A 20,290-nucleotide genomic window follows, 5' to 3' on the forward strand; every position below is an offset into this window, starting at 1 on the left:
CCGGTGGCGCGATGCGCTTCAGAAATTTTCCATCGATGTCTTCACCTTCGCCAGAAAACGCGCTCGCGTTTCGGGCGTACAGCTGTTCATGTCGTAATGAGCAAGGAAGGTGACCGGGCGCAGCGGATTGATCTGCGCCCTCAAAACCCGCTTGACGATCTTCTTTGGCGGGTTGCCGGCCGCGAAGGCGCGGAATGGCGTTGCTCCATAAGTCAGCACGGCCGCGAGCTTCCTGATATGGCGTAGCCGCGATTCCACCTTGCCGTCGACGAGTTCGAAGGAGACGCCCGGAAGCCAGACGCGGTCGAAATAGCCCTTCAATATAGCCGGGAAACCGAAATTCCAGATCGGCGTGACGAGCACCAGCCCTTCGGCCCGCTTCAGCCGCTCGACATACGATGTCACCAGTTCGGTGTTGCCGGGATAGTCATGATAGGCGAGCCGGTCGCGCCGGGAGAGTATGGGGTCGAAATCTTCGGCATAGAGATCGCATGCATCTACCTCGTGGCCGGCCCTTTGCAGGCTTTCCAGCGTCTGTCTGTAGAGCGCCTTGCCGTAGCTTTCCTCCACCGGATGCGAATGCAGCACGAGAACTCTCATGAGGCCTCCATGACGCTCGCAAGGCCGGGGAAGAGATAGTTCTTGCCGGCATTGAAATCGAAGTCGGGGTTCTCCCAGGCGATCATCTTGCCCGGGTTCAGAAGCCCCTTCGGGTCAGTTTCGTGCTTGAAGGCGAGCTGCACCTTGTCGGTGCGCTTCATGCCGCCTTCCTCCAGCGTATAGCGATGCGGATTGAAGATCGGGCAGCCATGATCCTGGTGGATCCGGATGATCTCTTCGAGACGCTCCTCCGTGGTATAGCGCACCAGCGGCAGGCCGGAGCACTGGATCTGCCCGTCGAACTTGATGAATTCGAGATGCCCTGGCACCTCTTCGCCGAAGATCTCCACCATCTTGGCGACCTTGGCCACGTGATCCGGGCCTGGATACTGGACCTGCAAATAGGTGAAGCCCGGATCGACTTTCAACGCGCGCAGCGTCGTGTGATTCCAGGCAAGTTCATAGGCATGAGGGATGCCCTTCATGCTCTCGACCCTGTCGGAGCGGAAGATCACTTCGCCCTTGTGGGCTGAGGTGAAGGCGAGGAAGGCATCCATCGCATGCGGCGCGATCATCAGCACCACAACAGACTGTCCCTTGCGAATATAGGGCTTATGGCGGGTGAAATAGTCGTGCGGGATCGGCGCTGCGATCGGTGCGATCTCCTTGACGAGGATGCCGTTGCACTTGGCAAGCGCATCCGAAAAGCGCACGCAGGCCATGAAATCGTCGTAACCGACGAGAACATCGACCCAGTCATAGGCAGGCGCCAGCGGCATTTCGATCTCGGTGATGACGCCGTTGGTGCCGTAGGCATGGCTCACCTTCTGCAGATCCCAGCCGGTGAGATCGAGCACGCGCGGCTCGGCCTCCATGGTGACGACGCGAAGGCGCAGAATATTGCCGAGATCGCGCAAGCCACCCCAGGTGATCGAGCCGACGCCGCCGGAGCCGCCGGCAATGAAGCCGCCGACGGTCGCCATCTGCGCCGTCGAGGGATGGAACCGAAGCTCCTGGCCGGAATGAGCCTTGGTCTGCTTGTCGAGCTGGGCAATGATGATACCCGGCTCGCAGACCACCCGGCCGGGATGGATTTCCTTGATCTTATCCATGGCTGCAAGGTTCAGCACGATCCCGCCGGAAAGCGGCATCGCCTGACCGTAATTGCCGGTGCCGCCGCCGCGCGGCGTGACCGGCACGCCATGCGCGAAGGCGACCTTTAGCGTCCGGATGACCTCTTCTTCGTTTGTCGGCGTGACGACGAGATCGGCCGTCACATTGTCGAGCTGCGCCTTCAGTATCGGCGAATACCAGTAGAAATCGCGGCTCTTCTGGCGCACCAGCGCCGGATTATCCTCGATGGCGATGCCTTCGAGTTCTTTCTTGATCGTCTGATAATTCGGCATGTCAGGCTCCAACGACGCTGTCGAGTTCACGATAGTCCGGTAGGCTGCGGTCGATTACCTTGCCGCGGCGAAGGACGACGCGGTCGGACTGCGGACGGGAAAGAAATTCGCTCCAGCGCCTGGCGCTGAAGAGCACGAGATCGGCAGCAGTGCCGACGGCGATGCGCCCCATATCCGGCCGGCCGAGAATATCGGCGGGCGAGGTGGTGACGACACGCGCGGCCGCATCCAGAGGGTGATCGAGATGCAGGATGCGGACCGCCTCGCGGAACACCTCCACCGGGTCGAGGTCACCATAGGCATAGAAGGGATCGCGGGTATTGTCGGAGGCGACGGCGGTGGCGACGCCGGCCGCCGCCAATTCCTTGAACAGGGTGACGCCGCGCCAGCGCGGTGTGCGGCCGGGATAGCGGTCCTGCAGATACATGTTGCACATCGGCAGCGAGACGATGGCGAGACCGGCCTGCGCGACGAGTTCGACCGTGCGTTTGGCCGTTTCCTCGTCCTGGCGGGCGAGCGAGCAGCAATGGCCGGCTGTCACCTTGCCGCCGAAGCGATTGCGCAGCACCGCTTGCGCGATCGCCCTCAGGGTTTCCGCAGCCGGATCGTCGGTCTCGTCGACATGAAGATCGACATCGAGGCCGTTATCGGCCGCGGCGCTGAACAGCCTGTCGAGCTGGCTGTCTAGATCGGCGCTCATCCGGGTGACGCCGCCGATCAGCCCGCCCTTTTCGCGGACCACGGTGACGAGATCGGCGAAATAGGCCGCGTCCGCCATGTCTTCCATCGGAAACAGCGCCACCGCCTGCAAGGCGATCCTGTCCTTCCAGACATCGCGCATCTCGGCAAAGACCTCGAAGGAAATGCGATGCTGCGGCGCAAGGGAATCGAGATGGGTCCGGATCAGGCTGGTGCCGTGCGCATAGGCGGAGCGCAGGGAAAACTCCATGCGCTTCTTCACGTCGGCGGCCGACCAGTTCGCCTCGCGGTCTGCGCGCACGGCCTCCAACGCTCCCGGGAAAGTACCGTCCGGATTGGCGTTGCGCGGCCAGATGTGGCCCTTGTCGAGATGCGTATGCATGTCGGCGAAGCAGGGCCAGACCATGCCCTCCTTCAGGTCGGATTTCGCCAATTCGATAGGCGCTTCGCCCGGCGCCAGCAGGGCGGAAATCATGCCGTCGGCGATGACGATATCCGCCCTGACGAGCCCCTCGACAACAGGCGCCTCATAACCGGTGACGGCGGCGGCAGGCAGGGTCGCATTGCTCAGCACGAAGCGGCTGGCATTGGGTGGGGAGATGAAGGAGTAGGTCATCAGTTTTCCCGTTTCAGGCTGCTCTCGTGCCAGCGGTGCAGGGCAAGCCACGAAATGAAGGAGGTGACGGCGAAGATCGCCACGCCGAGCAGCGAGAGCATCAGCAGCGCCGCAAAGAGGCGTGGAATGTTGAGCCGGTACTGTGCTTCGAGCAGCCGGAAGGCGAGGCCGGAGCCGGCGCCCGCGGAGCCCGCGGCAAATTCCGCGACGACGGCGGCAATCAGCGCAAGGCCGCCGCCGATCCTGAGGCCGGTCATGAAATAGGGCTGGGCGGCCGGCAGCTTGAGAAAGAGCAACGTCTGCCAGCGTGAGGCGCCGTAGAGCTCGAACAGGTTGATGAGATTGTGATCGACGCTTTTCAGCCCCTGGACCATATTCGAAAGGATCGGGAAGAAGGCGACGAGGAAGGCGCAGACCAGCAGCGCCACCTGGGTCGACGGCGCATAGATCAGGATCAGCGGCGAGATCGCCACGATCGGCGTAACCTGAAGAATAACCGCGAGCGGATAGAAGGCGAGTTCGATCCAGCGGGATTGCACGAGAAAGATCGCAAAACCGACGCCGCCGACGAGCGCCAGCACCAGCGACATGAGGGTGATCTTTGTGGTGACCCATAGGGCAGGGGCAAGCGTGCCCCAGTCAGTGACGAAGGCACTGGCGACCGCCGCCGGACCCGGAAGGATGTAAGGCGGCACGCCAGACAGCTTCACGTAGACGTACCAGATCAGGATCAGAGACGCGATCAGCAGGAAAGGGATGCAGATGCGCAGAGCCAGATCGCGGCGCATTGCGCTTGCGGCCCCGGCAAGAAGTAGCGGCGAGGCCTCGGTTTCGTCCCTCATCAATGATCCTCCGCCGAGTTGATCGCCCCGATGAGCGAGTGAGAGACCGTTTCGCAGGCTTTGCGGTATTCTTCCGAGGTGCGGTAATGCGCGTCCCGTTCCAGGCTGGCCGTCAGCGGAAGATCGGCATGCACGCGCCCCGGCCTTGCCTTCATCACGACGATGCGGTTGGAGAGATAGGCGGATTCGAAGACTGAATGCGTGACGAAGATGACTGTGATGCCTGTCGTCTTCCAGAGCCGCAGCACGTCGTCGTTCAGTCTCTGGCGGGTGATCTCGTCGAGCGCCGCGAAGGGCTCATCCATCAGCAGGAGTTTCGGCTTCGTCACCAGCGCGCGGGCAATCGAGACGCGCATCTTCATGCCGCCGGAAAGTTCGCGTGGGTAAGCCTTGGCGAAATCCTGCAGGCCGACGGTGCTCAGCACATCCAGGATTTGATCATGCGCCGCCGCCTTCGAAATGTGTTTGAGCTTCAGCGGCAGATAGACATTGTCGAACACATTCTTCCAGGGCATGAGCGTCGGCTCCTGGAAGACGAAGCTGATATCCCCCTCCGGAAGACCCTTGGAATTGATGCGCGAACTGGGCCAGTCGATTGCGCCCGACGTGACATCACCGAGCCCGGCGACAATGCGCAGTGCCGTCGATTTGCCGCAGCCGGAGGGGCCGAGCAGGCTGATGAACTCACCGCTTTCCACGGTCAGCGACATGTTCGAAAGAGCCACGGTTCCGCTGGAGAAGACTTTCGAAACCGATTGCATGGCGACCAACGGCCGCTTGCTTGTCTCTTTCGGGGATAAGGCCTGAGCTTCTGCTGGGGGCATTGCCTGTCTCGTTCATGCAGGGGAATGTGATCCGCACTGTTCACAGCGGATCACTGCCGGCGTCGGGGCTTACTTCTTCATCGCCATTCCGGTGCCCTTGCAGACGAATTTCGTCGTAAAGGCCTTCGCGTAGTCCGTCTCCGGCTTAAAGACCTTGATCGCCACCATCTCGTCGAAAAATGCCTTGTAGTGCGCATCCGTCAGGCAGCCGATGCCCTTGTCCAGGCTGTCGCCGGATTCGATGATGCCGTATTCTTTCATCTTCGCGATGGAGTAGGCGATCTGACCATCCGTCATTTCAGGATTGTCTTTCTTGATCAGCTCGTTTGCCTTGGTGTTGTCGCCATAGAGATAATTGTACCAGCCTTCGATCGAGGCATCGACGAAGCGCTGAACGACATCGGGCTTGCTGTCGATCATCGTCTGCGTGGTGGTGATCATCGTGGAGTAGGGAGAGTAGCCGCTATCGGCGAGCAGGAAGACCTTCGGTTCGAAGCCGGCCTGCTTCTGGATCTCATAGGGTTCCGAGGTGAGGTAGCCTTGCTGCGCAGACTCCTTGTCGGCGAGGAACGGAGCTGGGCTGAAATTGTAGGGCTTGTACTGCTCGTCCCTGAAGCCTTTGAAGTTCGCCTTCATCCATTCGAAATAGGTGAGGTAGCCATCCTTGCCGAGAAACAGCGTCTTGAGCTTCGCAAGGTCTTCGAATTTTTCGACGCCAGCGTCGGGGTGTGCGATCAGCACCTGTGGATCTTTCTGGAAGATCGCAGCGACGTCGACGAGCGGAATGCCCTGTTCGACGGCCGAGATCTCGCCTTGCGGTCCACCCATGTAGAAATCGATCTTGCCGGAGATCAGCAGTGCGCTGTTTGCCGCATTCGGGCCTCCCTGGACGATCGTTACATCGAGGCCGTGTTTCGCATAAGTGCCATCGGCAACCGCCTGATAGAAGCCGCCATGTTCGGCCTGCGCCAGCCAGTTGGTGCCATAGCTGACCTTATCGGCCGCGTGCGCGCCAGCCACGCACGCCAGCATTCCGCCAAGACCAATAAGGGCGGAAGAGATGCTGTGCTTCAATATGTTGGACATGATCGACGTTCCCCTTCTGAATTCGCAACGTCTGAGGCGACGTTCGATTTTCTTCATAGGAGCGATTGCTTTGCTCTTTGAAAAGCATCAAATTTCGTGCGCAACGATGCCTTTTTGGCATCTCAAAGAATGCCTGTGCCTAATTTACGCTGCGTGCTTTATTTTTGTGCGACGAGGTTGTGATGCTGCACTCCAGAAAACTTCTCTATATCAACGAGATCGCACGCTCGGGCTCGATCCGCAAAGCAGCGGCGCGGCTGAATGTGGCGTCTTCGGCGATCAACCGGCAGATTCTCGCTTTGGAAGAGGAAATGGGAGCGCCGCTGTTCGAGCGGCTGCCGCGCGGTCTGCGCCTGACGGCGGCGGGCGAACTCTGCATCGAGCATATTCGCGATGTCTTGAAGAATTACGAGCGGCTGGAGGGGCGCATCCGCAGCCTGAAGATGCAACAGGCGGGCAAGGTGCGGCTGGTGACGACGGTCGGCCTGGCGGCAGGCCCGCTGCCGGAAATCATTGCGCGGTTCCAGTCGGAGCATCCGCGCGTCTTCATGCAATTGCGCAACGACGCCGGTACGATGACGGTCAACCCCGTGCTGTCAGGCGAGGTCGACATCGGCCTCGGCTTCAATATTCCGGCAACGCCCGGCATCCGCACGCTCGGCAGTTTCGACATTCCAATCGGCGTGGTTCTGCCGCCTGGCCACCACCTGATCGGCTCCGGTCCGATCAACCTGGCGGATATCGTCCAGGAGCGGCTCGTGCTGGCACAGCAAGGGACCAGCCTGCGTGAGGTGATCAATCTGGCCCTGGCGCGCCTCGACGTGCACGTCGAACCGGTGCTCGAAACCAACGCATCGGAGATGCTGAAGAAGCTGGTCAAATCGGGGGCAGGGCTGACGATCCTGAACCCGCTCGATGTCATCAACGAATGCCGGCAGGGCGAACTGGTCTTCCGGCCGATCGCGGAGCCGCATGCACGCCGCCAGCCGATGAAGCTTTTTGCCCGCGCACGCGCGCCTCTTGATTCCGCCACCAGCCTGTTCGTCGAATATCTGCTCGCCGAACTGGCCGGCCTGGTGCAGGAACTGCAGGCCAAGGGTCACATCGCGGCGGATACGTCCGTCGCGATATGAGCCACGGTTCGCGACAAGGCTTTACTTCGCGTAAAGATTGGAAAGCGGATAGCTCTTCAGATCATAAAGCAGTTCGACAAAACCCTTGACCTGATGGCGGCAGATGGCTTCGCCCTTTTCGGCTGTGCCGAGCGATGCGTCGCCGACGACGCCATGAGGATTGAGGTCGTGGGCGATCCAGGCCAGCGAATGCGGCGGCAGCGGCTGCATGTATTTCGATTGCTCGCGCATCCATTCCGCCTTGGACGTGAAATTCTCAGCCTTGTCCATCCGTACCAGATCGGGCCGGAAATAGAGCATGAGCGACGTTTCCACCTCGCCGCCATGGATGCCGTATTTCAGTTCATGTTCGCTGATCATGCCTTGGGGATGGCCGAAGCGACCCCATTGCGTGGAGACGACGGCCATCGCATAGCGCACGCGCAGCTCCCGCGCGACGATACTCATGATATCGACATTGCCGCCATGCGAATTGACGATCACCATCTTGCGGATGCCGGCTTCGGCAACCTTGGCGCCGATCGCGGTCCAGACCGGAATGAGCAGTTCGGCGCCGAGCGACAGCGTTCCAGGACCGTAGATATGTTCGTTAGCCTTGCCAATCTCCTGTGTCGGCAGCACCAGGCAATCGAGATCGGCGGGCTTCTGCTTCCGCAGCTCTGCAAGCATGCCGTTGGCGATGGCGACATCGGTTGCAACAGGTAGATGGGGACCATGCTGTTCGGTCGAGGCGATGGGAAGCACGGCGATCGTGGTGTCAGCGGAAAGCCCGGCAAAATCGTAGCTGTTCAGTTCATTCCAGTAGAATGGCATCGCCATCGCCGCACCTCTCATTGCTTATCTAGCAGTGAGTAGGGAAAATAATCGCGCACGAAAAGCATCAATTTGCGCCCATACCGATGCCTTTTGGAGGTCATTGAAGCCTTATCGCGCTTTAGCGCCTCTGCTCATCGCGGAGACTTATGAAATGAGAGCATGCCGTATGAAAGTGTGCACCGTTTCCAGACAACGACGCACAGAAATCAATGAACTGAAGACGGGCAGATGCACTCTGCCGCTATCGCCTACCCGCCCAGATCGCGCGGGTCCTGGCGATGAGACCCGCAAGAACCAGCTGCATCACCTTTGACAGAAGTTTTCGCATCCCGTCTCTCTTCAGGCCGCCGGGCTGGTAGCCCTAATATAGTTGCGCCAGCCGCCGAACTCGGTGATCTCTCGTCCACCGGCCACGGCATGTCCCTCGCAGAGAAATCCCGTGATGCAGGTTCCATCATTGAGGGTGATCTTGCCCACACCGAGCGGAGCCGGAATGTTCTGGACGAAGCGGGCGAATGCCGCCGGTGGCAGGGCCCAGACTTCAACTTCCACGCCATTGCCGGAAAAATCCGGAGCTCGCACGAGCCCCGGCTTGGGCGGGATCGTGCCATTGAGGGCAAAGAGCCGGTAGCTGCCATCCGTCCGGGCTGCTTTCAACTTGTATCCGCCCGCGCGCGTCAGTTCATGGTTCAGCGGCATATCCGTCAGATGCGCGCCGACGACCACGATCGGAACGAAGTCATCAGCAGGAGGCATCACGCGGCTTGCCTCCGGCAGCGCGGCTTTGCGGTCCTTGCCCATGCCGGCCTCCGCCGCCCGGTGCATGGCGTCGGCGAAGGGCGCCATCGCATCGTCGGTGAAGGCGGGCCCCACCAGCATCACACCCGCAGGCAGATGGCCGCTGGCGTCAAAGCCGGCGGGTATGGCAATCGCCGCGCAGTCGAGCAAGTTGGCAAAGTTGGTATAACGGCCGAAATGGCTGTTCTTGACGATCGGGTCCGCCATCATTTCATCGACCGTATAGGTGGTCGGCGAGGTCGGCAACATAAGGATATCAGCCTTTTCCCATTCCTTCCGGGTCTTTTGACGCAATGCTTCGAGCTTGTATCTGCCTTCGAAAGCGTCGACTGCGTCATAGGCTTTTGCTCCCTCGATGATGGTGCGAACCGTCGGGTCGAAGTTGGCGGCATTGGTGGCAAGAAAATCCTTCACCGCCGCCAGCCGTTCGGCGACCCAGGGGCCGTTGTAGAGGAGTTCGGCTGCCTGACGGAACGGTGCGTAGTCGAAGGCAACGATGGTGGCGCCGAGTGCGCGCGCTCTTTCGATCGCGGCGTCATAGAGAGCTTCGACCTGCCTGTTGCCGAAGAATTCCCGCTCGGCTTCGTCGAGCACACCGATGCGCAGACCGGAGACGGGCAGGCTGGCGGCAACCGCCTTGCGCGAGAACGGATCGGCGGCATCGTAGCCGTCCATCACCTTGCGGATCGCGACGCCGTCGCCGACCGTTGGGGCAAAGACGGTGACGACATCGACGCTGCGGCAGGCAGGCACCACCCCGACATTCGGCACCAGTCCCGGTGTCGGTTTGATGCCGACGAGATTGTTGAAAGCCGCCGGCACGCGACCGGAGCCGGCCGTGTCCGTGCCGAGCGCGAAGCTTGCCAAGCCCGAGGCAACGGCAACTGCCGAGCCGGAGCTCGATCCGCCCGACACATAGTTCTTGTCGAAGACCGAGCGCGGCGCGCCATAGGGCGAGCGCGTGCCGTTGAGGCCGGTCGCAAACTGGTCGAGATTGGTCTTGCCGATGACGATTGCGCCTGCGGCCCGCAGCCTCGCAACGACGGTTGCGTCCTTCTCCGGCTGGTAGGAAAAAGCAGGGCAGGCAGCTGTCGTCGGCAGGCCCGCCACGTCGATATTGTCCTTTACCGCGAAGGGAATGCCCCAGAGCGGCAGGCTGTTCGGCTCGGGTGCGCGTTCCATCAGGGCGCGCGCTTCGGCCCGCAATGTGTCGTCGGCCGTCGGCGTGATGAAAATCGCGGGATCCTCCGAGGCGGCGCGACGGGCAATAACGGTCTCGATAACGTCGAGCGGGCTTTTGCCGGCCTCATAGGCTGCGCGAAGGCTGGTCAGATCAAGAATGGTCGGCAGCATGGGTCAGCACTCCTCCAGAACAACAATGATATCGCCCGCTTTGACGTTTCGTCCGGGGCCGGCGCGCAGGTCGCGGACACGGCCAGGCGCATGTGCGGTAACGTTGATTTCCATTTTCATGGATTCGATGATGGCAAGCGTATCACCGGCCGCAACCGGTGCGCCCGGTTCGACCAGCAGTTTCCAGATATTGCCGGGCACGGCGCTGGCAACGCCGAAGCAGCCTTCAGGAATGTCCCCATCCGGGCTTTCGCCGGAGCCTTCGTCGGTGACAAAGCTGTCCAGGCCCGCCTCCTTCCAGCGCTGGCGCTCGGCATCGAAGGCGGCCTGCTGGCGTGCCTTGAAGCTTCCGATCGAGGCGGCATTGGCCTGCAATTCCTTCTCATAGGCGGCGTAGGAGAATTCCGCCTCTTCGATCCGGAGGGGATAGCCGCCATGCGGGAAGGCGCTGCGGGCTTCCGCCAATTCCTGATGGTCAACCGGGAAAAAACGGATCTGATCGAAAAAGTCCAGCAGCCACGGCTTGCCCCTGGCAAAGACCGGTGTCTGCCGCCAGGTGTTCCAGACCTGGATGGTGCGCCCGAAGAGCTGGTAGCCGCCGGGACCCTCCATGCCGTAGATGCACATATAGGCTCCGCCGATACCGACGGCATTTTCCGGCGTCCAGGTGCGGGCCGGATTGTATTTCGTCGTCACCAGCCTATGGCGCGGATCGACCGGTGTTGCCACCGGCGCACCGAGATAGACATCGCCGAGGCCAAGCACGAGATAGTTGGCATTGAAGACGATGTCGCGCACGGCCTGTTCGTCCGCCAGCCCGTTGATGCGGCGGATGAACTCGATGTTATCGGGGCACCAGGGCGCGTTCGGCCGCACGAGTTCCTGATATTTGCGCATCGCAAGTTCCGCATCCGGGTCATTCCAGGAAAGCGGCAGATGCACGATACGGCTCGGGACCGTGACATCCTGTGCTGCCGGCAGGCTTGCCTCGATCTCGGCCAGCAAGCCGAGCAGGCGTTTGCGGGTCAGCGTCGTGCCATCGTAATGAATTTGCAGCGAACGGATGCCGGGCGTGAGATCGATGATGCCGGGCAGGCGCGCTCGCGAAACGGCCTGCATCAGCAGATGCACCCTGAGCCGCAGTGCAATATCGAGCGACATCGGCCCGTATTCGACGAGCAGATTGTCATCTCCCTGGCGGCGGTAGACGACAGAGACCGGTCCGTCGTCGCGCTTGCCGACAACAGGCGACCCCGAGTCTTCCTTCGCCCGATGCACGACCGGGCCGGCAACCGGATCTTCGGCCCGCGTGACGGGATGAAAGCGGATACGATCACCTGGCTTGAACTGGCCCATCTTCCACTGTTCGTCGCGGGCGATGACCGCCGGGCAAACGAAGCCGCCGAGGCTTGGCCCATCCGGTCCGAGGATGATCGGCATGTCGCCGGTGAAATCGATCGCGCCGATCGCATAGGCATTGTCATGCAGATTGGACGGATGGAGCCCGGCCTCGCCGCCATCGCTGCGCGCCCATTTCGGCGCGGGGCCGATCAGGCGAACGCCGGTGCGAGCGCTGTTGAAATGCACCTCGTAACTGGTCGAGAACAGCGTCTCGATATCGCCGTCCTGGAAGAAATCAGGCGCGCCATGCGGACCGTAGACAAGGCCGACCTCCCATTCGCGCCTCAGCTCCGCCGGCTCGGTCGCCGGTTTCGGCGCTTCGGTTGCGGCCCGGCGAGCGAGATGAAGGACATGGCCGGTCTTCAGCGTGCCGGTGGCATTGCCGCCGAACTGGCCGAGGCCGAAGGTAGCACGCGAGCCGAGAACGACGGGAGCGGCAAAACCGCCGGCCGCGGCGAGATAGGCTCGCTGCCCCGGCCCTTCGATGCCGCCGATCGAGAGGAACTGGCCGGCGCGGATGGTGACGGCCTCGCCATGCGGCCGTTTTTCGCCGTCGACGCTCATCGCCATCCTGGCGCCGGCAAGGGCAACCACGGTATCGGTATGGAATTTTAGCACAGGTCCGGACACCGTCAGCTCAAGCGCTGCGACCGTGTCGCCATTACCGACGAGACGGTTTGCATGGCGGAAGGAGCGCTCATCCATCGGGCCGCTCGGCGGCACACCGACATGCCAGAGGCCAAGCCGGCCGGGCAATTCCTGGATGCTGGATTGGGCGCCCGGTGCGATGACCTCGACAACGTCAGGCACGAAAGAAAAGTCGCGCAATGCTGTTGTCGCGACCTTGCCGCTGGCAAGAAGCTTGGAGCCGGCGATGGCCCTGAGATAATCGAGATTGGTCTCGATGCCGGATATCGATGTTCCCGCAAGGGCCGCCTTCAGCTTTTCGATCGCCGCCGGACGATCCTCAGCGGAAACGATCACCTTGGCGAGCATGGGGTCGTAGAAGGGCGTCACCTCGGTGCCGGTCTCGATCCAGCGGTCGATACGCGCGTCTTCGGGAAAAACGACCTCGGTCAGCAGGCCGGCGCTCGGTCGGAAATCGGCGTGCGGCATCTCGGCATAGACGCGCACTTCAATCGCCGCTCCTTTAGCCTGCAGGGCTTCAGCGCCCGAGAGAACATCCTCACCCGCAGCCTGACGGATCATCCATTCGACGAGGTCGATATCGAAAACGGCTTCGGTGACGGGATGCTCGACCTGCAGACGGGTGTTGACCTCGAGGAAATAGAATTCCTCACGCTGGGGATCATAGATGAATTCGACGGTGCCGGCGGATTCGTAGGAGACCGCGGCTCCAAGATCGACGGCCGCCTTGTGCAGGCGGGCGCGGGTTGCTGCAGAAAGGCCGGGGGCGGGGTCTCCTCGACCACCTTCTGGTTCCGCCTTTGCAGCGAGCAGTCGCGCTCGCCGAGCGCGATGACCTTGCCTTTGCCATTGCCGAAGATCTGCACCTCGACATGGCGGGCTTCTGCCACGAAACGCTCGATATAGACGCGCGCATCCCCGAAACTTGCTCGCGCGGTGCGCTGCACGCTTTCGAAGGAGGCTTTCAGGCTTTCGGCATCGGCGCAGAGCTGCATGCCGATGCCGCCGCCGCCGGCCGTGCTTTTCAGCATGACGGGATAGCCGATCGTTTCTGCCGCCGCGAGTGCCTCATCGGTATTCGACAGCAGGCCGGTGCCGGGCAAAAGCGGCACGCCGCTCGCCTTGGCGAGTTCGCGTGCCGTATGTTTCAGGCCGAAGGCAGAGAGGTGCTCGGGCCGTGGCCCGATGAAGGCGATGCCTTCGGCGCCAAGACGCTCGGCGAAACCGATATTTTCCGACAGGAAGCCGTAGCCGGGATGTACAGCCTCTGCTCCTGTGGCCTTGCAGGCGGCGATCACGGCATCAACATTGAGATAGCTTTCGCTTGCAGGCGGCGGCCCAAGGCGGATCGCTTCATCGGCCATCAGGGCGGGCCTGGCGAATCGGTCGGCATCGGAATAGACGGCGACGGACGCAATACCCATTCGTCGCAGTGTTTTGATGACCCGGATGGCGATTTCGCCCCGGTTGGCGATCAGGACTGTCTTGAACATGCTCAGTCCTCGCCATCCCAGATCAGCACCCGGATCGGCGTCGGATCGAAGCCGTTGCAGGGATTGTTGATCTGCGGGCAGTTGGAAATGACGCAGAGCACGTCCATCTCCGCAATGAGTTCGACATAGTCGCCCGGCGCAGAAATGCCGTCGACGATGGTCATTTCGCCATTCGGTTTGATAGGCACGTTCATGAAAAAATTGATGTTCGGTACGATGTCGCGCTTTCCCATGCCGTGTTTCGAGACTTCGAGCACGAAATTGTCGCGGCAGGCATGAAGGTATTTCGTACCGTGGCCGAAGCGCACGGTGTTGCTCTCGCAGGAGCAGGCGCCGGCGGACGTATCATGGCGGCCGCAGCTGTCGGCCGTCATGGTCAGCATGACATTGCCTTCATTCGACATGATCTTCGTGCCGATGCCGATATAGGCGGCACCCTGCATGCGCATCGTATCCTGATTGGAATAGCGCTCGGAGAAATCATCGGCACGGTAGAAGAGCGTGTCGATCGCCTGCTGGCCGAAACTGTCCTCGATGCGGATCGTTTGGCCTTTGCGCACGAGGCCCGACCAAGGGGCTTCGGCTGCGATGAAATGATCCTGCGCGGCATTCTGCAGGCTGCGGGCAGGCGAGGTCTGGATGAAATCGGACATCGTCTTCTCCTCAAGTCCGCATCAGGGCATTGTTTTCAAAACCGCGCACGGCTTCGGCCGTTGCCGTGCGGCAAAGGTCATCGGCCGCAGGGATTGCCGCCTTGTAGCGGGTGATGACAACAGGCTTCGGCTGGTAAGTGGGGTCCGGATCGAGCGGATGCGGGCAGTTGGAAAACCCGACCAGCATGTCCATCTCGGCACGCAGCTCGACGTAATCGCCGCAGTTGGAGCGCTTGCCCTGCCAGCCGAAACCACCGGCCTCGGCCAGGCGAACCGGTGCGAAGAGATTGAGGATGCCGGGAATATCGCGCCTGTCGAGGCCGAGTTTGACCGCGACGAGGATCAGGTTGTCACGGGTGTTGCGCGTTTTCTCGCCGGGATATTTCGCGGCGTTCGAGGCAGCCGTCGAGCCGCCCATCAGGCAATCATGGGCGCCGGAACTATCCTCTGCCATCGAGAACATGACGCGGCCCATATCGGAGAAAATCACACGCCCCTTGCCGAGCGCCGTCGTCCACTGGACCTTGGCGGTATCGACGAGATTGATCCGCTCGCTCGTATCGCCGGCATTCCAGGCGACGAGCGCCACGGTGGAATTTCCTTCGCCCTGGTCGATGCGGATCGCTTCGCCGCGCATAAGCTTCGTCGACCAATACCAGCCGCCCGGGACGGTTTCCTGGTGGATGATAGCGGCGGCATCGATCACCGGCGCCGGCAGCGGGCTTGGGCCGGGCAGGGCCTTGGGGGCGAATTCCAGGCCCTTCCTTTGATGCTCCTCATAGCGCGCGCGATTGGCAGCGATTTCTTCGGGTGCACGTCTCACATGCATCATGGCATTTCTCCTGACGATGCCAGGTCGTCCCGGCCATGCCCCAGCGAAGCGGCCGGGCCGTCCCGGTCGGGGCTGAAAATCGATGACTGGCCGGCAAGGCGCGGCGGCCAGATCGAAATATCCTTGGTGATGGTGGCGCCGTAGCGCTCCTTCTCTTCCGGCCGATCGCGGCGACGTTCGAAGGCGACGACGCGGCTTGCGAGCGTAAAGGCCTCGCGCATGTCGTGGGTGACCATGACGACGGTCATCTGCGTTTCGTGCCAGAGCCGCTTCATCAGCGTGTGGATTTCGGCGCGAATGCCGGGATCGAGCGCGCCGAAGGGCTCGTCGAGCAGCAGCACCTTCGGCTTCATGATGAGCGCCTGGGCGAGCGCAAGGCGCTGCTGCATGCCCCCGGAAAGCTGCGCCGGATATTTGCTCTCCGAACCGGCGAGTCCAACGTCGGCGATCAGTTCGCGTGCTTCCTCTATGGCGTTGCGGCGCGCAGCGCCGAAAAGCTTGGCCTTGTAGCGCGCCGCGGAAAATTCCTTGCCGAGCAGCACATTGCCGAGCACCGTCAGATGCGGGAACACGGAATAGCGCTGGAAGACGACGCCGCGGTCCGGTCCCGGCTCCGACGGCAGAGGCTCGCCGTCGAGCAGGATCTTGCCCTTCGTCGGCTGCTCCTGGCCGAGCAGCATGCGCAGGAAGGTGGTCTTGCCGCAGCCCGACGGGCCGACAAGGGCGACGAAGGCACGCGAGGCGACGGTCAAGGACACGTTTTCGAGCACGATCTGGTCGCCATATTCCTTCCAGACCTTTTCGATCTTCAGTTCGCTCATGCCTGCTTCTCCAGCTCCGACCAGGGGAAGACGGCGATGCGCAGGCGATCGAGCAGGGCGTTCATGACCACCGCAAGCAGGGTGATCCAGACGACATAGGGAAAGATGATATCCATCGAGAGATAGCGGCGGACGAGGAAGATGCGATAGCCGAGGCCGGAGTCAGAAGAGATCGCTTCGGCCGCGATCAGGAACAGCCAGGCCGGGCCGAGCTGCAATCTGAGGCAGGTGATCAGCCGCGGCAGGATCTGCGGCAGCACGACACGCAGGCCGATCTGCCAGGAGGAGCCACCAAGCGTCTCGGCCTTGACGATCTGCTCACGCGGCAATTCCAGCGCCTTCAACGCCAGGTCACGGATCATCGTCGGCGCGACACCGATGACGATGAGGGCAATCTTCGACGTCTCGCCAAGGCCCATGACGATGAACAGGATTGGCAGCAGCGCCAGTGGGGGCACCATGGAAATGACGGCGATGAAGGGGGCGAGCAGCGCCCTGAGATAGGGCAGCATGCCAATCAGCATCCCGATAACCAGCGCAATCGTCGTCGAAATGCCGAGGCCGGCAAGCAGGCGGACCAAGCTCGCGCCCGTATCCGACCAGAGCAGGAACTCGCCGGTGCGTTGGTCGGCGACGAAGGCCAGGCGGTTGATCGCATCGGCAAAGCCGGCAAGGCTCGGCAGAAGCTTGTCATTGGCGTTATCAGCCAGTCGCGCGGCCGAGCCGAAGGCATAGGCAAGGGCGAGCAGCACGAAGGGCAGCAGCATCAAGGCGAACTGCGCCCCCGGCTCGGCCTCGTGTTGATCCAACGCATGGGAAATGCTCCGCTGATGAAGGGGAGGAGGCTCGGATGAACCGCGCCTCCGTTGCGATCAGAGCGAACCGTCTGCGGCTGCCTTCATGTAGGTCTCTGTGAAGCGCAACTTCACGTTGGCGGTATCGCCCAGCACCTTGCCGTCGGGCATTTCGATGCCGATGACGTCCGCAGACGGCGCGCCATTGCCGAGCAGGCCCTTCTCGAACAGGAAGTTGCGCACCAGATCCATGGTCTTCGGCAGGCCAGGAGAGGCGGTGAAGGCAACGGCATCGGCCGGCTTGTCGAAGAGCTTGGTGGCGGCAAGCTGGGCTTCGAAGCCGGCAAGATCGGTGCCCGAAGCCGAACCCATGGCCTCGCGGGCTGCCTTGCCCTCGGCGGTGTTGGCCCGCAGCAGTGCGGCGGTCTCATACCAGATGCCGGCAAGCGCCTTGCCGAAGTTCGGATTGTCCTTCAGTACGCCGCTATTGGCGACCATCAGGTCGATGATCTCGCCCGGCACCTGCGAGCTGTCGAAGACCTTCTTGGCCGTGGGATCTTCAAGGATGGTGGAAACCAGCGGGTTCCAGGTGACGACGGCTGTGACGTCAGGCGTCTTGTAGGCTGCGACCATGTCCGCGTCTGATGTGTTGACCACCTTCACGTCGCGCTCCGTCAGCTTGATGCTTTCGAGTGCGCGGGCAAGCAGATAGTGCGAGACGGAGAATTCGACGAGATTGACGTTCTGGCCCTTGATATCGGCCAGGCTCGCCTTGTCCTTAAGGATGACGGCGTCGTTGCCGTTCGAAAAGTCACCGACGATCACCGCCGTCGTATCGACGCCGCCGGCCGCCGGGATCGACAACCCGTCCATGTTGGTCAGCGTCACCGCATCGAATGCGCCTGCCGTGTACTGGTTCATCGACTCGACGTAGTCGTTGAACTGCGTGACCTCGATCTTGATGCCGTATTTGTCGGCCCATTTCTTGACGATGCCGTGGTCAGCCGCATAGCCCCAAGGCATCCAACCGACATATATGGACCAGGCGACCTTGAAATCAGTCTTCGCTTCAGCCTTCGCAACGGAAGCGAGTCCAAACGCCAACGACACCGCCAGCGCTGTGGTGGAAACAATCTTCGAAAAAGTCTGCATTGAAATTCCCCTTCTGCTTTTCTTCAAAAGGGATCGGCAATGACCATCGTGCCACCAATCCCTTGGCTTACGAGGTCTCCCGGGCTTTTGTCCCGCCGTGCACCCGGCGGGATTTCTCCCCACCGGTGGTGGCTCTCGGACCAGCCGCACTTCAGAAAAGCGCCGGAACCCTAGCCACCAACTCATCACATGCGGTGCAAGAGGTGTGCCACATTATAAGTCATTGATTTATCTATCAGCGGTTCATCGATGGATTAGTACTGTGTACACTCTGCAGCAATTGCTCAATTTTTGATCATCTATGGCGGGGACGTCGGTGCCGCATTTGGTGTGCGAGGCTCGATGACGGCTGTCTCAAATTGGGCACGCGAATTCCGGCGCATGCGACGTCGTCCAATGCCATCCATAGATGATTGCGCCAGCGCCTACTTCAAGTAATCTTCCGACGCGAACACGACCATTGGAAAAGTTTTCCTAGCCGAGTTCAAATAGACCCTACTCCGGTTCGAATTCTTTAAAAGCATCTCGCGACATGAAGGGCACGCACTGCGCTCCATCAAAAGTTCGCCTGACCCCCATCAACCCAAGCGTCGTGCTACGAAAATCATAACGCCGGGCGATTTGAAACTTCAGGTCTGCGCGGTGTCCGAAGCCGATATCCTCGGCTTCACCAGGGTAGGCGATGTGCTGCTCCCCCTTCGCGCCGCCAGTACCGGTGTTGTGACTAGGCAACTTGAAGTGCACTCCGATTTCAGCCGGCAGGAGCTGGAATTTTCCGGGGTTAAGGCTCAGCTCGGCGGGGGTGCCGATGAGCCGTTCATGAGCGAAATCGGTACCTCTTCGAACTGGCCAAGAAGCTTCATCTCCGAGGGCATCAGGCCGGCGTACTTTTGCGCCAGTTGTAAAACGTCGCGTCCGAAATTCCCGCCTTGCGGCAGACCTCGCCGATCGGCGTTCCATCCTCTGCCTGCTTCAACACGAACGCGATCTGCGCTTCCGAAAACTTCGAGGCCTTCATCGAATTCTCCTCTTCTTCCCATCAGGGATCATAAGTGGAAAATTCCAGTTCCAAATGGCTTAATTTATTGGGGGCACATCAGTTCAGATCAGGTCTGAGATGAACGGCGCGGGCGGCGAATGGCGGGTGGAGCGCCAGCGCCTCTCATGGCCCGTTCTCGACGCATTTCGAGATGCGGCCGAGGAACTCAGTATCCCGAAGACGGACGATTTCAACTGCGGGGACAACGAGGGCTCGGGCTATTTCGAAGTGAATCAGCGCGGTGGGCTGCGCTGGAATACCACCAAGGCGTTTCTCCGCCCCGCAATGAAGCGGCCCAATCTGCGGGTCTTGACGGGCGCCGAAACGGAAAAGCTGCAGTTCGAGGGCCGCGCCCCACTGGCGTCCGGTTTCGATCGAACGGCAAGATGCATGAGGCGCGCGCCCACCGCGAGGTCATCCTTTCCGCCGGCGCTATCAATTCACCGAAGATATTGGAGCTCTCCGGCATCGGCCGGCCCGATGTGCTGCACGCGGCCGGAATTGACGTCATTCATTCGCTGAATGGCGTCGGCGAGAACCTGCAGGATCACTTTCAGATCCGCACGGTCTTCCGCATCGAAGGCGCGAAGACTTTGAACCAGCTCTACCACAACCTCTTTTCACGCGCCGGCATGGGCCTGGAATATGCACTTCGCCGCTCCGGCCCGCTGTCCATGGCGCCAAGCCAACTGGGCATCTTTACAAAGAGCGATCCAAGCTCGGCCACCGCGGATCTCGAATATCATGTCCAGCCACTCAGCACAGACAGGCTCGGTGAACCGCTGCACCGCTACCCGGCCGTTACGGTGTCGGTTTGCAACCTGCGCCCGGAAAGCAGAGGCACCGTGCATATCTCAGGGTCGAATGCACGGGCGGCACCGGAGATAAGGCCAAACTATCTCTCGACCGCGGGAGATCGCATCGTTGCCGCAAGATCGATACGTCACGCGCGCAGGCTGATGCGGACAAGGGCGATATCGCAGTTTGCACCCAAGGAAATGTTGCCGGGCCTCGAGTTTCAAAGCGATGACGAACTGATCCAAAGGGCGGGGGATATCGCAACGACCATTTTTCATCCTGTTGGAACGTGCAGGATGGGAAGCGATGACAATGCTGTCGTCGATCAGGAACTGCGCGTGCGTGGTGTCTTGGGCCTGAGGGTCGTTGATGCCTCCGTCATGCCCACCATTGTCTCAGGCAACACCAATTCGCCAGCTATCATGATCGCTGAGAAAGCGGCAGACATGATCGCCAACTGAGAAAATGCGGCTCCCGAAACCCCGA

14 protein-coding genes, 4 pseudogenes and 1 riboswitch are annotated in these 20,290 nt (G+C 61.2%); of the genes and pseudogenes, 2 read left to right on the top strand and 16 right to left on the bottom strand.

Annotated features, from left to right (window positions below):
- Nucleotides 1–18: 18 nt before the first annotated feature.
- The 6 genes from NE852_RS03475 to NE852_RS03500 form a co-directional block, all read right to left on the bottom strand.
- Entirely contained in the window at nt 19–600 is a 582-nt protein-coding gene (locus NE852_RS03475) for an NAD(P)H-dependent oxidoreductase (RefSeq protein ID WP_008524105.1), read from the bottom strand.
- On the bottom strand, nt 597–2,006 hold the full coding sequence (locus tag NE852_RS03480) for an FAD-binding oxidoreductase (RefSeq protein ID WP_008524103.1): 1,410 nt from the start codon (nt 2,004–2,006) through the stop codon (nt 597–599). Before NE852_RS03480 ends, NE852_RS03475 begins: the two co-directional genes overlap by 4 nt.
- A 1-nt stretch (nt 2,007) precedes the next feature.
- Entirely contained in the window at nt 2,008–3,321 is a 1,314-nt protein-coding gene (locus NE852_RS03485; RefSeq protein WP_008524102.1) for a cytosine deaminase, read from the bottom strand.
- Nucleotides 3,321–4,163, bottom strand: coding sequence for an ABC transporter permease (locus NE852_RS03490; RefSeq protein ID WP_008524099.1), 843 nt, complete (start codon nt 4,161–4,163; stop codon nt 3,321–3,323). Before NE852_RS03490 ends, NE852_RS03485 begins: the two co-directional genes overlap by 1 nt.
- Complete coding sequence (locus NE852_RS03495) at nt 4,163–4,987, bottom strand: ABC transporter ATP-binding protein (protein ID WP_008524097.1); 825 nt, start codon at nt 4,985–4,987, stop codon at nt 4,163–4,165. Before NE852_RS03495 ends, NE852_RS03490 begins: the two co-directional genes overlap by 1 nt.
- A 69-nt stretch (nt 4,988–5,056) precedes the next feature.
- Complete coding sequence (locus NE852_RS03500) at nt 5,057–6,073, bottom strand: ABC transporter substrate-binding protein (RefSeq protein WP_037170833.1); 1,017 nt, start codon at nt 6,071–6,073, stop codon at nt 5,057–5,059.
- 182 nt (nt 6,074–6,255) lie between these two features.
- On the opposite strand from NE852_RS03500, the gene NE852_RS03505 reads away from it, so the two are divergent.
- The gene (locus tag NE852_RS03505; protein ID WP_008524085.1) at nt 6,256–7,206 is read left to right on the top strand and encodes a LysR family transcriptional regulator; all 951 of its coding nucleotides are present in this window, start codon (nt 6,256–6,258) and stop codon (nt 7,204–7,206) included.
- A 21-nt stretch (nt 7,207–7,227) separates the two neighbouring features.
- On the opposite strand, the gene NE852_RS03510 is transcribed toward NE852_RS03505, so the two are convergent.
- The 10 genes and pseudogenes from NE852_RS03510 to NE852_RS03555 form a co-directional block, all read right to left on the bottom strand.
- Nucleotides 7,228–8,025 (bottom strand): creatininase family protein, encoded by a 798-nt coding sequence (locus tag NE852_RS03510; protein WP_008524083.1) that lies wholly within the window; start codon nt 8,023–8,025, stop codon nt 7,228–7,230.
- Nucleotides 8,026–8,361: 336 nt separating this feature from the next.
- Complete coding sequence (atzF, locus tag NE852_RS03515) at nt 8,362–10,173, bottom strand: allophanate hydrolase (RefSeq protein WP_008524081.1); 1,812 nt, start codon at nt 10,171–10,173, stop codon at nt 8,362–8,364.
- A 3-nt stretch (nt 10,174–10,176) separates the two neighbouring features.
- A pseudogene (gene uca / locus NE852_RS03520) lies at nt 10,177–13,715 on the bottom strand (urea carboxylase).
- A gap of 2 nt (nt 13,716–13,717) precedes the next feature.
- Nucleotides 13,718–14,368 (bottom strand): urea amidolyase associated protein UAAP2, encoded by a 651-nt coding sequence (locus NE852_RS03525; protein ID WP_008524067.1) that lies wholly within the window; start codon nt 14,366–14,368, stop codon nt 13,718–13,720.
- Between the two features lie 10 nt (nt 14,369–14,378).
- Entirely contained in the window at nt 14,379–15,200 is an 822-nt protein-coding gene (locus tag NE852_RS03530) for an urea amidolyase associated protein UAAP1 (RefSeq protein ID WP_008524065.1), read from the bottom strand.
- Entirely contained in the window at nt 15,197–16,021 is an 825-nt protein-coding gene (locus NE852_RS03535; protein ID WP_008524064.1) for an ABC transporter ATP-binding protein, read from the bottom strand. The genes NE852_RS03530 and NE852_RS03535 overlap by 4 nt, the downstream gene beginning before the upstream one ends.
- Nucleotides 16,018–16,835 (bottom strand): annotated as a pseudogene (locus NE852_RS03540) (ABC transporter permease). Before NE852_RS03540 ends, NE852_RS03535 begins: the two are co-directional and overlap by 4 nt.
- A 58-nt stretch (nt 16,836–16,893) precedes the next feature.
- Nucleotides 16,894–17,967, bottom strand: coding sequence for a putative urea ABC transporter substrate-binding protein (locus NE852_RS03545; protein ID WP_258156197.1), 1,074 nt, complete (start codon nt 17,965–17,967; stop codon nt 16,894–16,896).
- A gap of 74 nt (nt 17,968–18,041) precedes the next feature.
- Nucleotides 18,042–18,152: riboswitch (guanidine-I (ykkC/yxkD leader) on the bottom strand.
- A 310-nt stretch (nt 18,153–18,462) separates the two neighbouring features.
- A complete protein-coding gene (locus tag NE852_RS32705; RefSeq protein ID WP_008524048.1) occupies nt 18,463–18,711 on the bottom strand; it encodes a hypothetical protein in 249 nt (82 codons plus the stop codon).
- 92 nt (nt 18,712–18,803) lie between these two features.
- A pseudogene (locus NE852_RS03555) lies at nt 18,804–18,985 on the bottom strand (transposase); the annotation flags it as partial.
- 90 nt (nt 18,986–19,075) lie between these two features.
- Here NE852_RS03555 and NE852_RS03560 point away from each other — a divergent pair.
- Nucleotides 19,076–20,265: pseudogene (locus NE852_RS03560) on the top strand (GMC family oxidoreductase); the annotation flags it as partial.
- Nucleotides 20,266–20,290: the final 25 nt, after the last annotated feature.

The organism is Rhizobium sp. Pop5 (genome assembly GCF_024721175.1).
In the GTDB taxonomy this organism is placed as follows: Bacteria; Pseudomonadota; Alphaproteobacteria; order Rhizobiales; family Rhizobiaceae; genus Rhizobium.

Coding starts and splice junctions, on each gene's coding strand:
- NE852_RS03475 (WP_008524105.1), bottom strand. CDS start 600: ATGAGAGTTCTCGTGCTGCATTCGCATCCGGTGGAGGAAAGCTACGGC.
- NE852_RS03525 (WP_008524067.1), bottom strand. CDS start 14,368: ATGTCCGATTTCATCCAGACCTCGCCTGCCCGCAGCCTGCAGAATGCC.
- NE852_RS03505 (WP_008524085.1), top strand. CDS start 6,256: ATGCTGCACTCCAGAAAACTTCTCTATATCAACGAGATCGCACGCTCG.
- NE852_RS03495 (WP_008524097.1), bottom strand. CDS start 4,987: ATGCCCCCAGCAGAAGCTCAGGCCTTATCCCCGAAAGAGACAAGCAAG.
- NE852_RS03510 (WP_008524083.1), bottom strand. CDS start 8,025: ATGGCGATGCCATTCTACTGGAATGAACTGAACAGCTACGATTTTGCC.
- NE852_RS03480 (WP_008524103.1), bottom strand. CDS start 2,006: ATGCCGAATTATCAGACGATCAAGAAAGAACTCGAAGGCATCGCCATC.
- NE852_RS03535 (WP_008524064.1), bottom strand. CDS start 16,021: ATGAGCGAACTGAAGATCGAAAAGGTCTGGAAGGAATATGGCGACCAG.
- atzF (WP_008524081.1), bottom strand. CDS start 10,173: ATGCTGCCGACCATTCTTGATCTGACCAGCCTTCGCGCAGCCTATGAG.
- NE852_RS03485 (WP_008524102.1), bottom strand. CDS start 3,321: ATGACCTACTCCTTCATCTCCCCACCCAATGCCAGCCGCTTCGTGCTG.
- NE852_RS03490 (WP_008524099.1), bottom strand. CDS start 4,163: ATGAGGGACGAAACCGAGGCCTCGCCGCTACTTCTTGCCGGGGCCGCA.
- NE852_RS03500 (WP_037170833.1), bottom strand. CDS start 6,073: ATGTCCAACATATTGAAGCACAGCATCTCTTCCGCCCTTATTGGTCTT.
- NE852_RS03545 (WP_258156197.1), bottom strand. CDS start 17,967: ATGCAGACTTTTTCGAAGATTGTTTCCACCACAGCGCTGGCGGTGTCG.
- NE852_RS03530 (WP_008524065.1), bottom strand. CDS start 15,200: ATGATGCATGTGAGACGTGCACCCGAAGAAATCGCTGCCAATCGCGCG.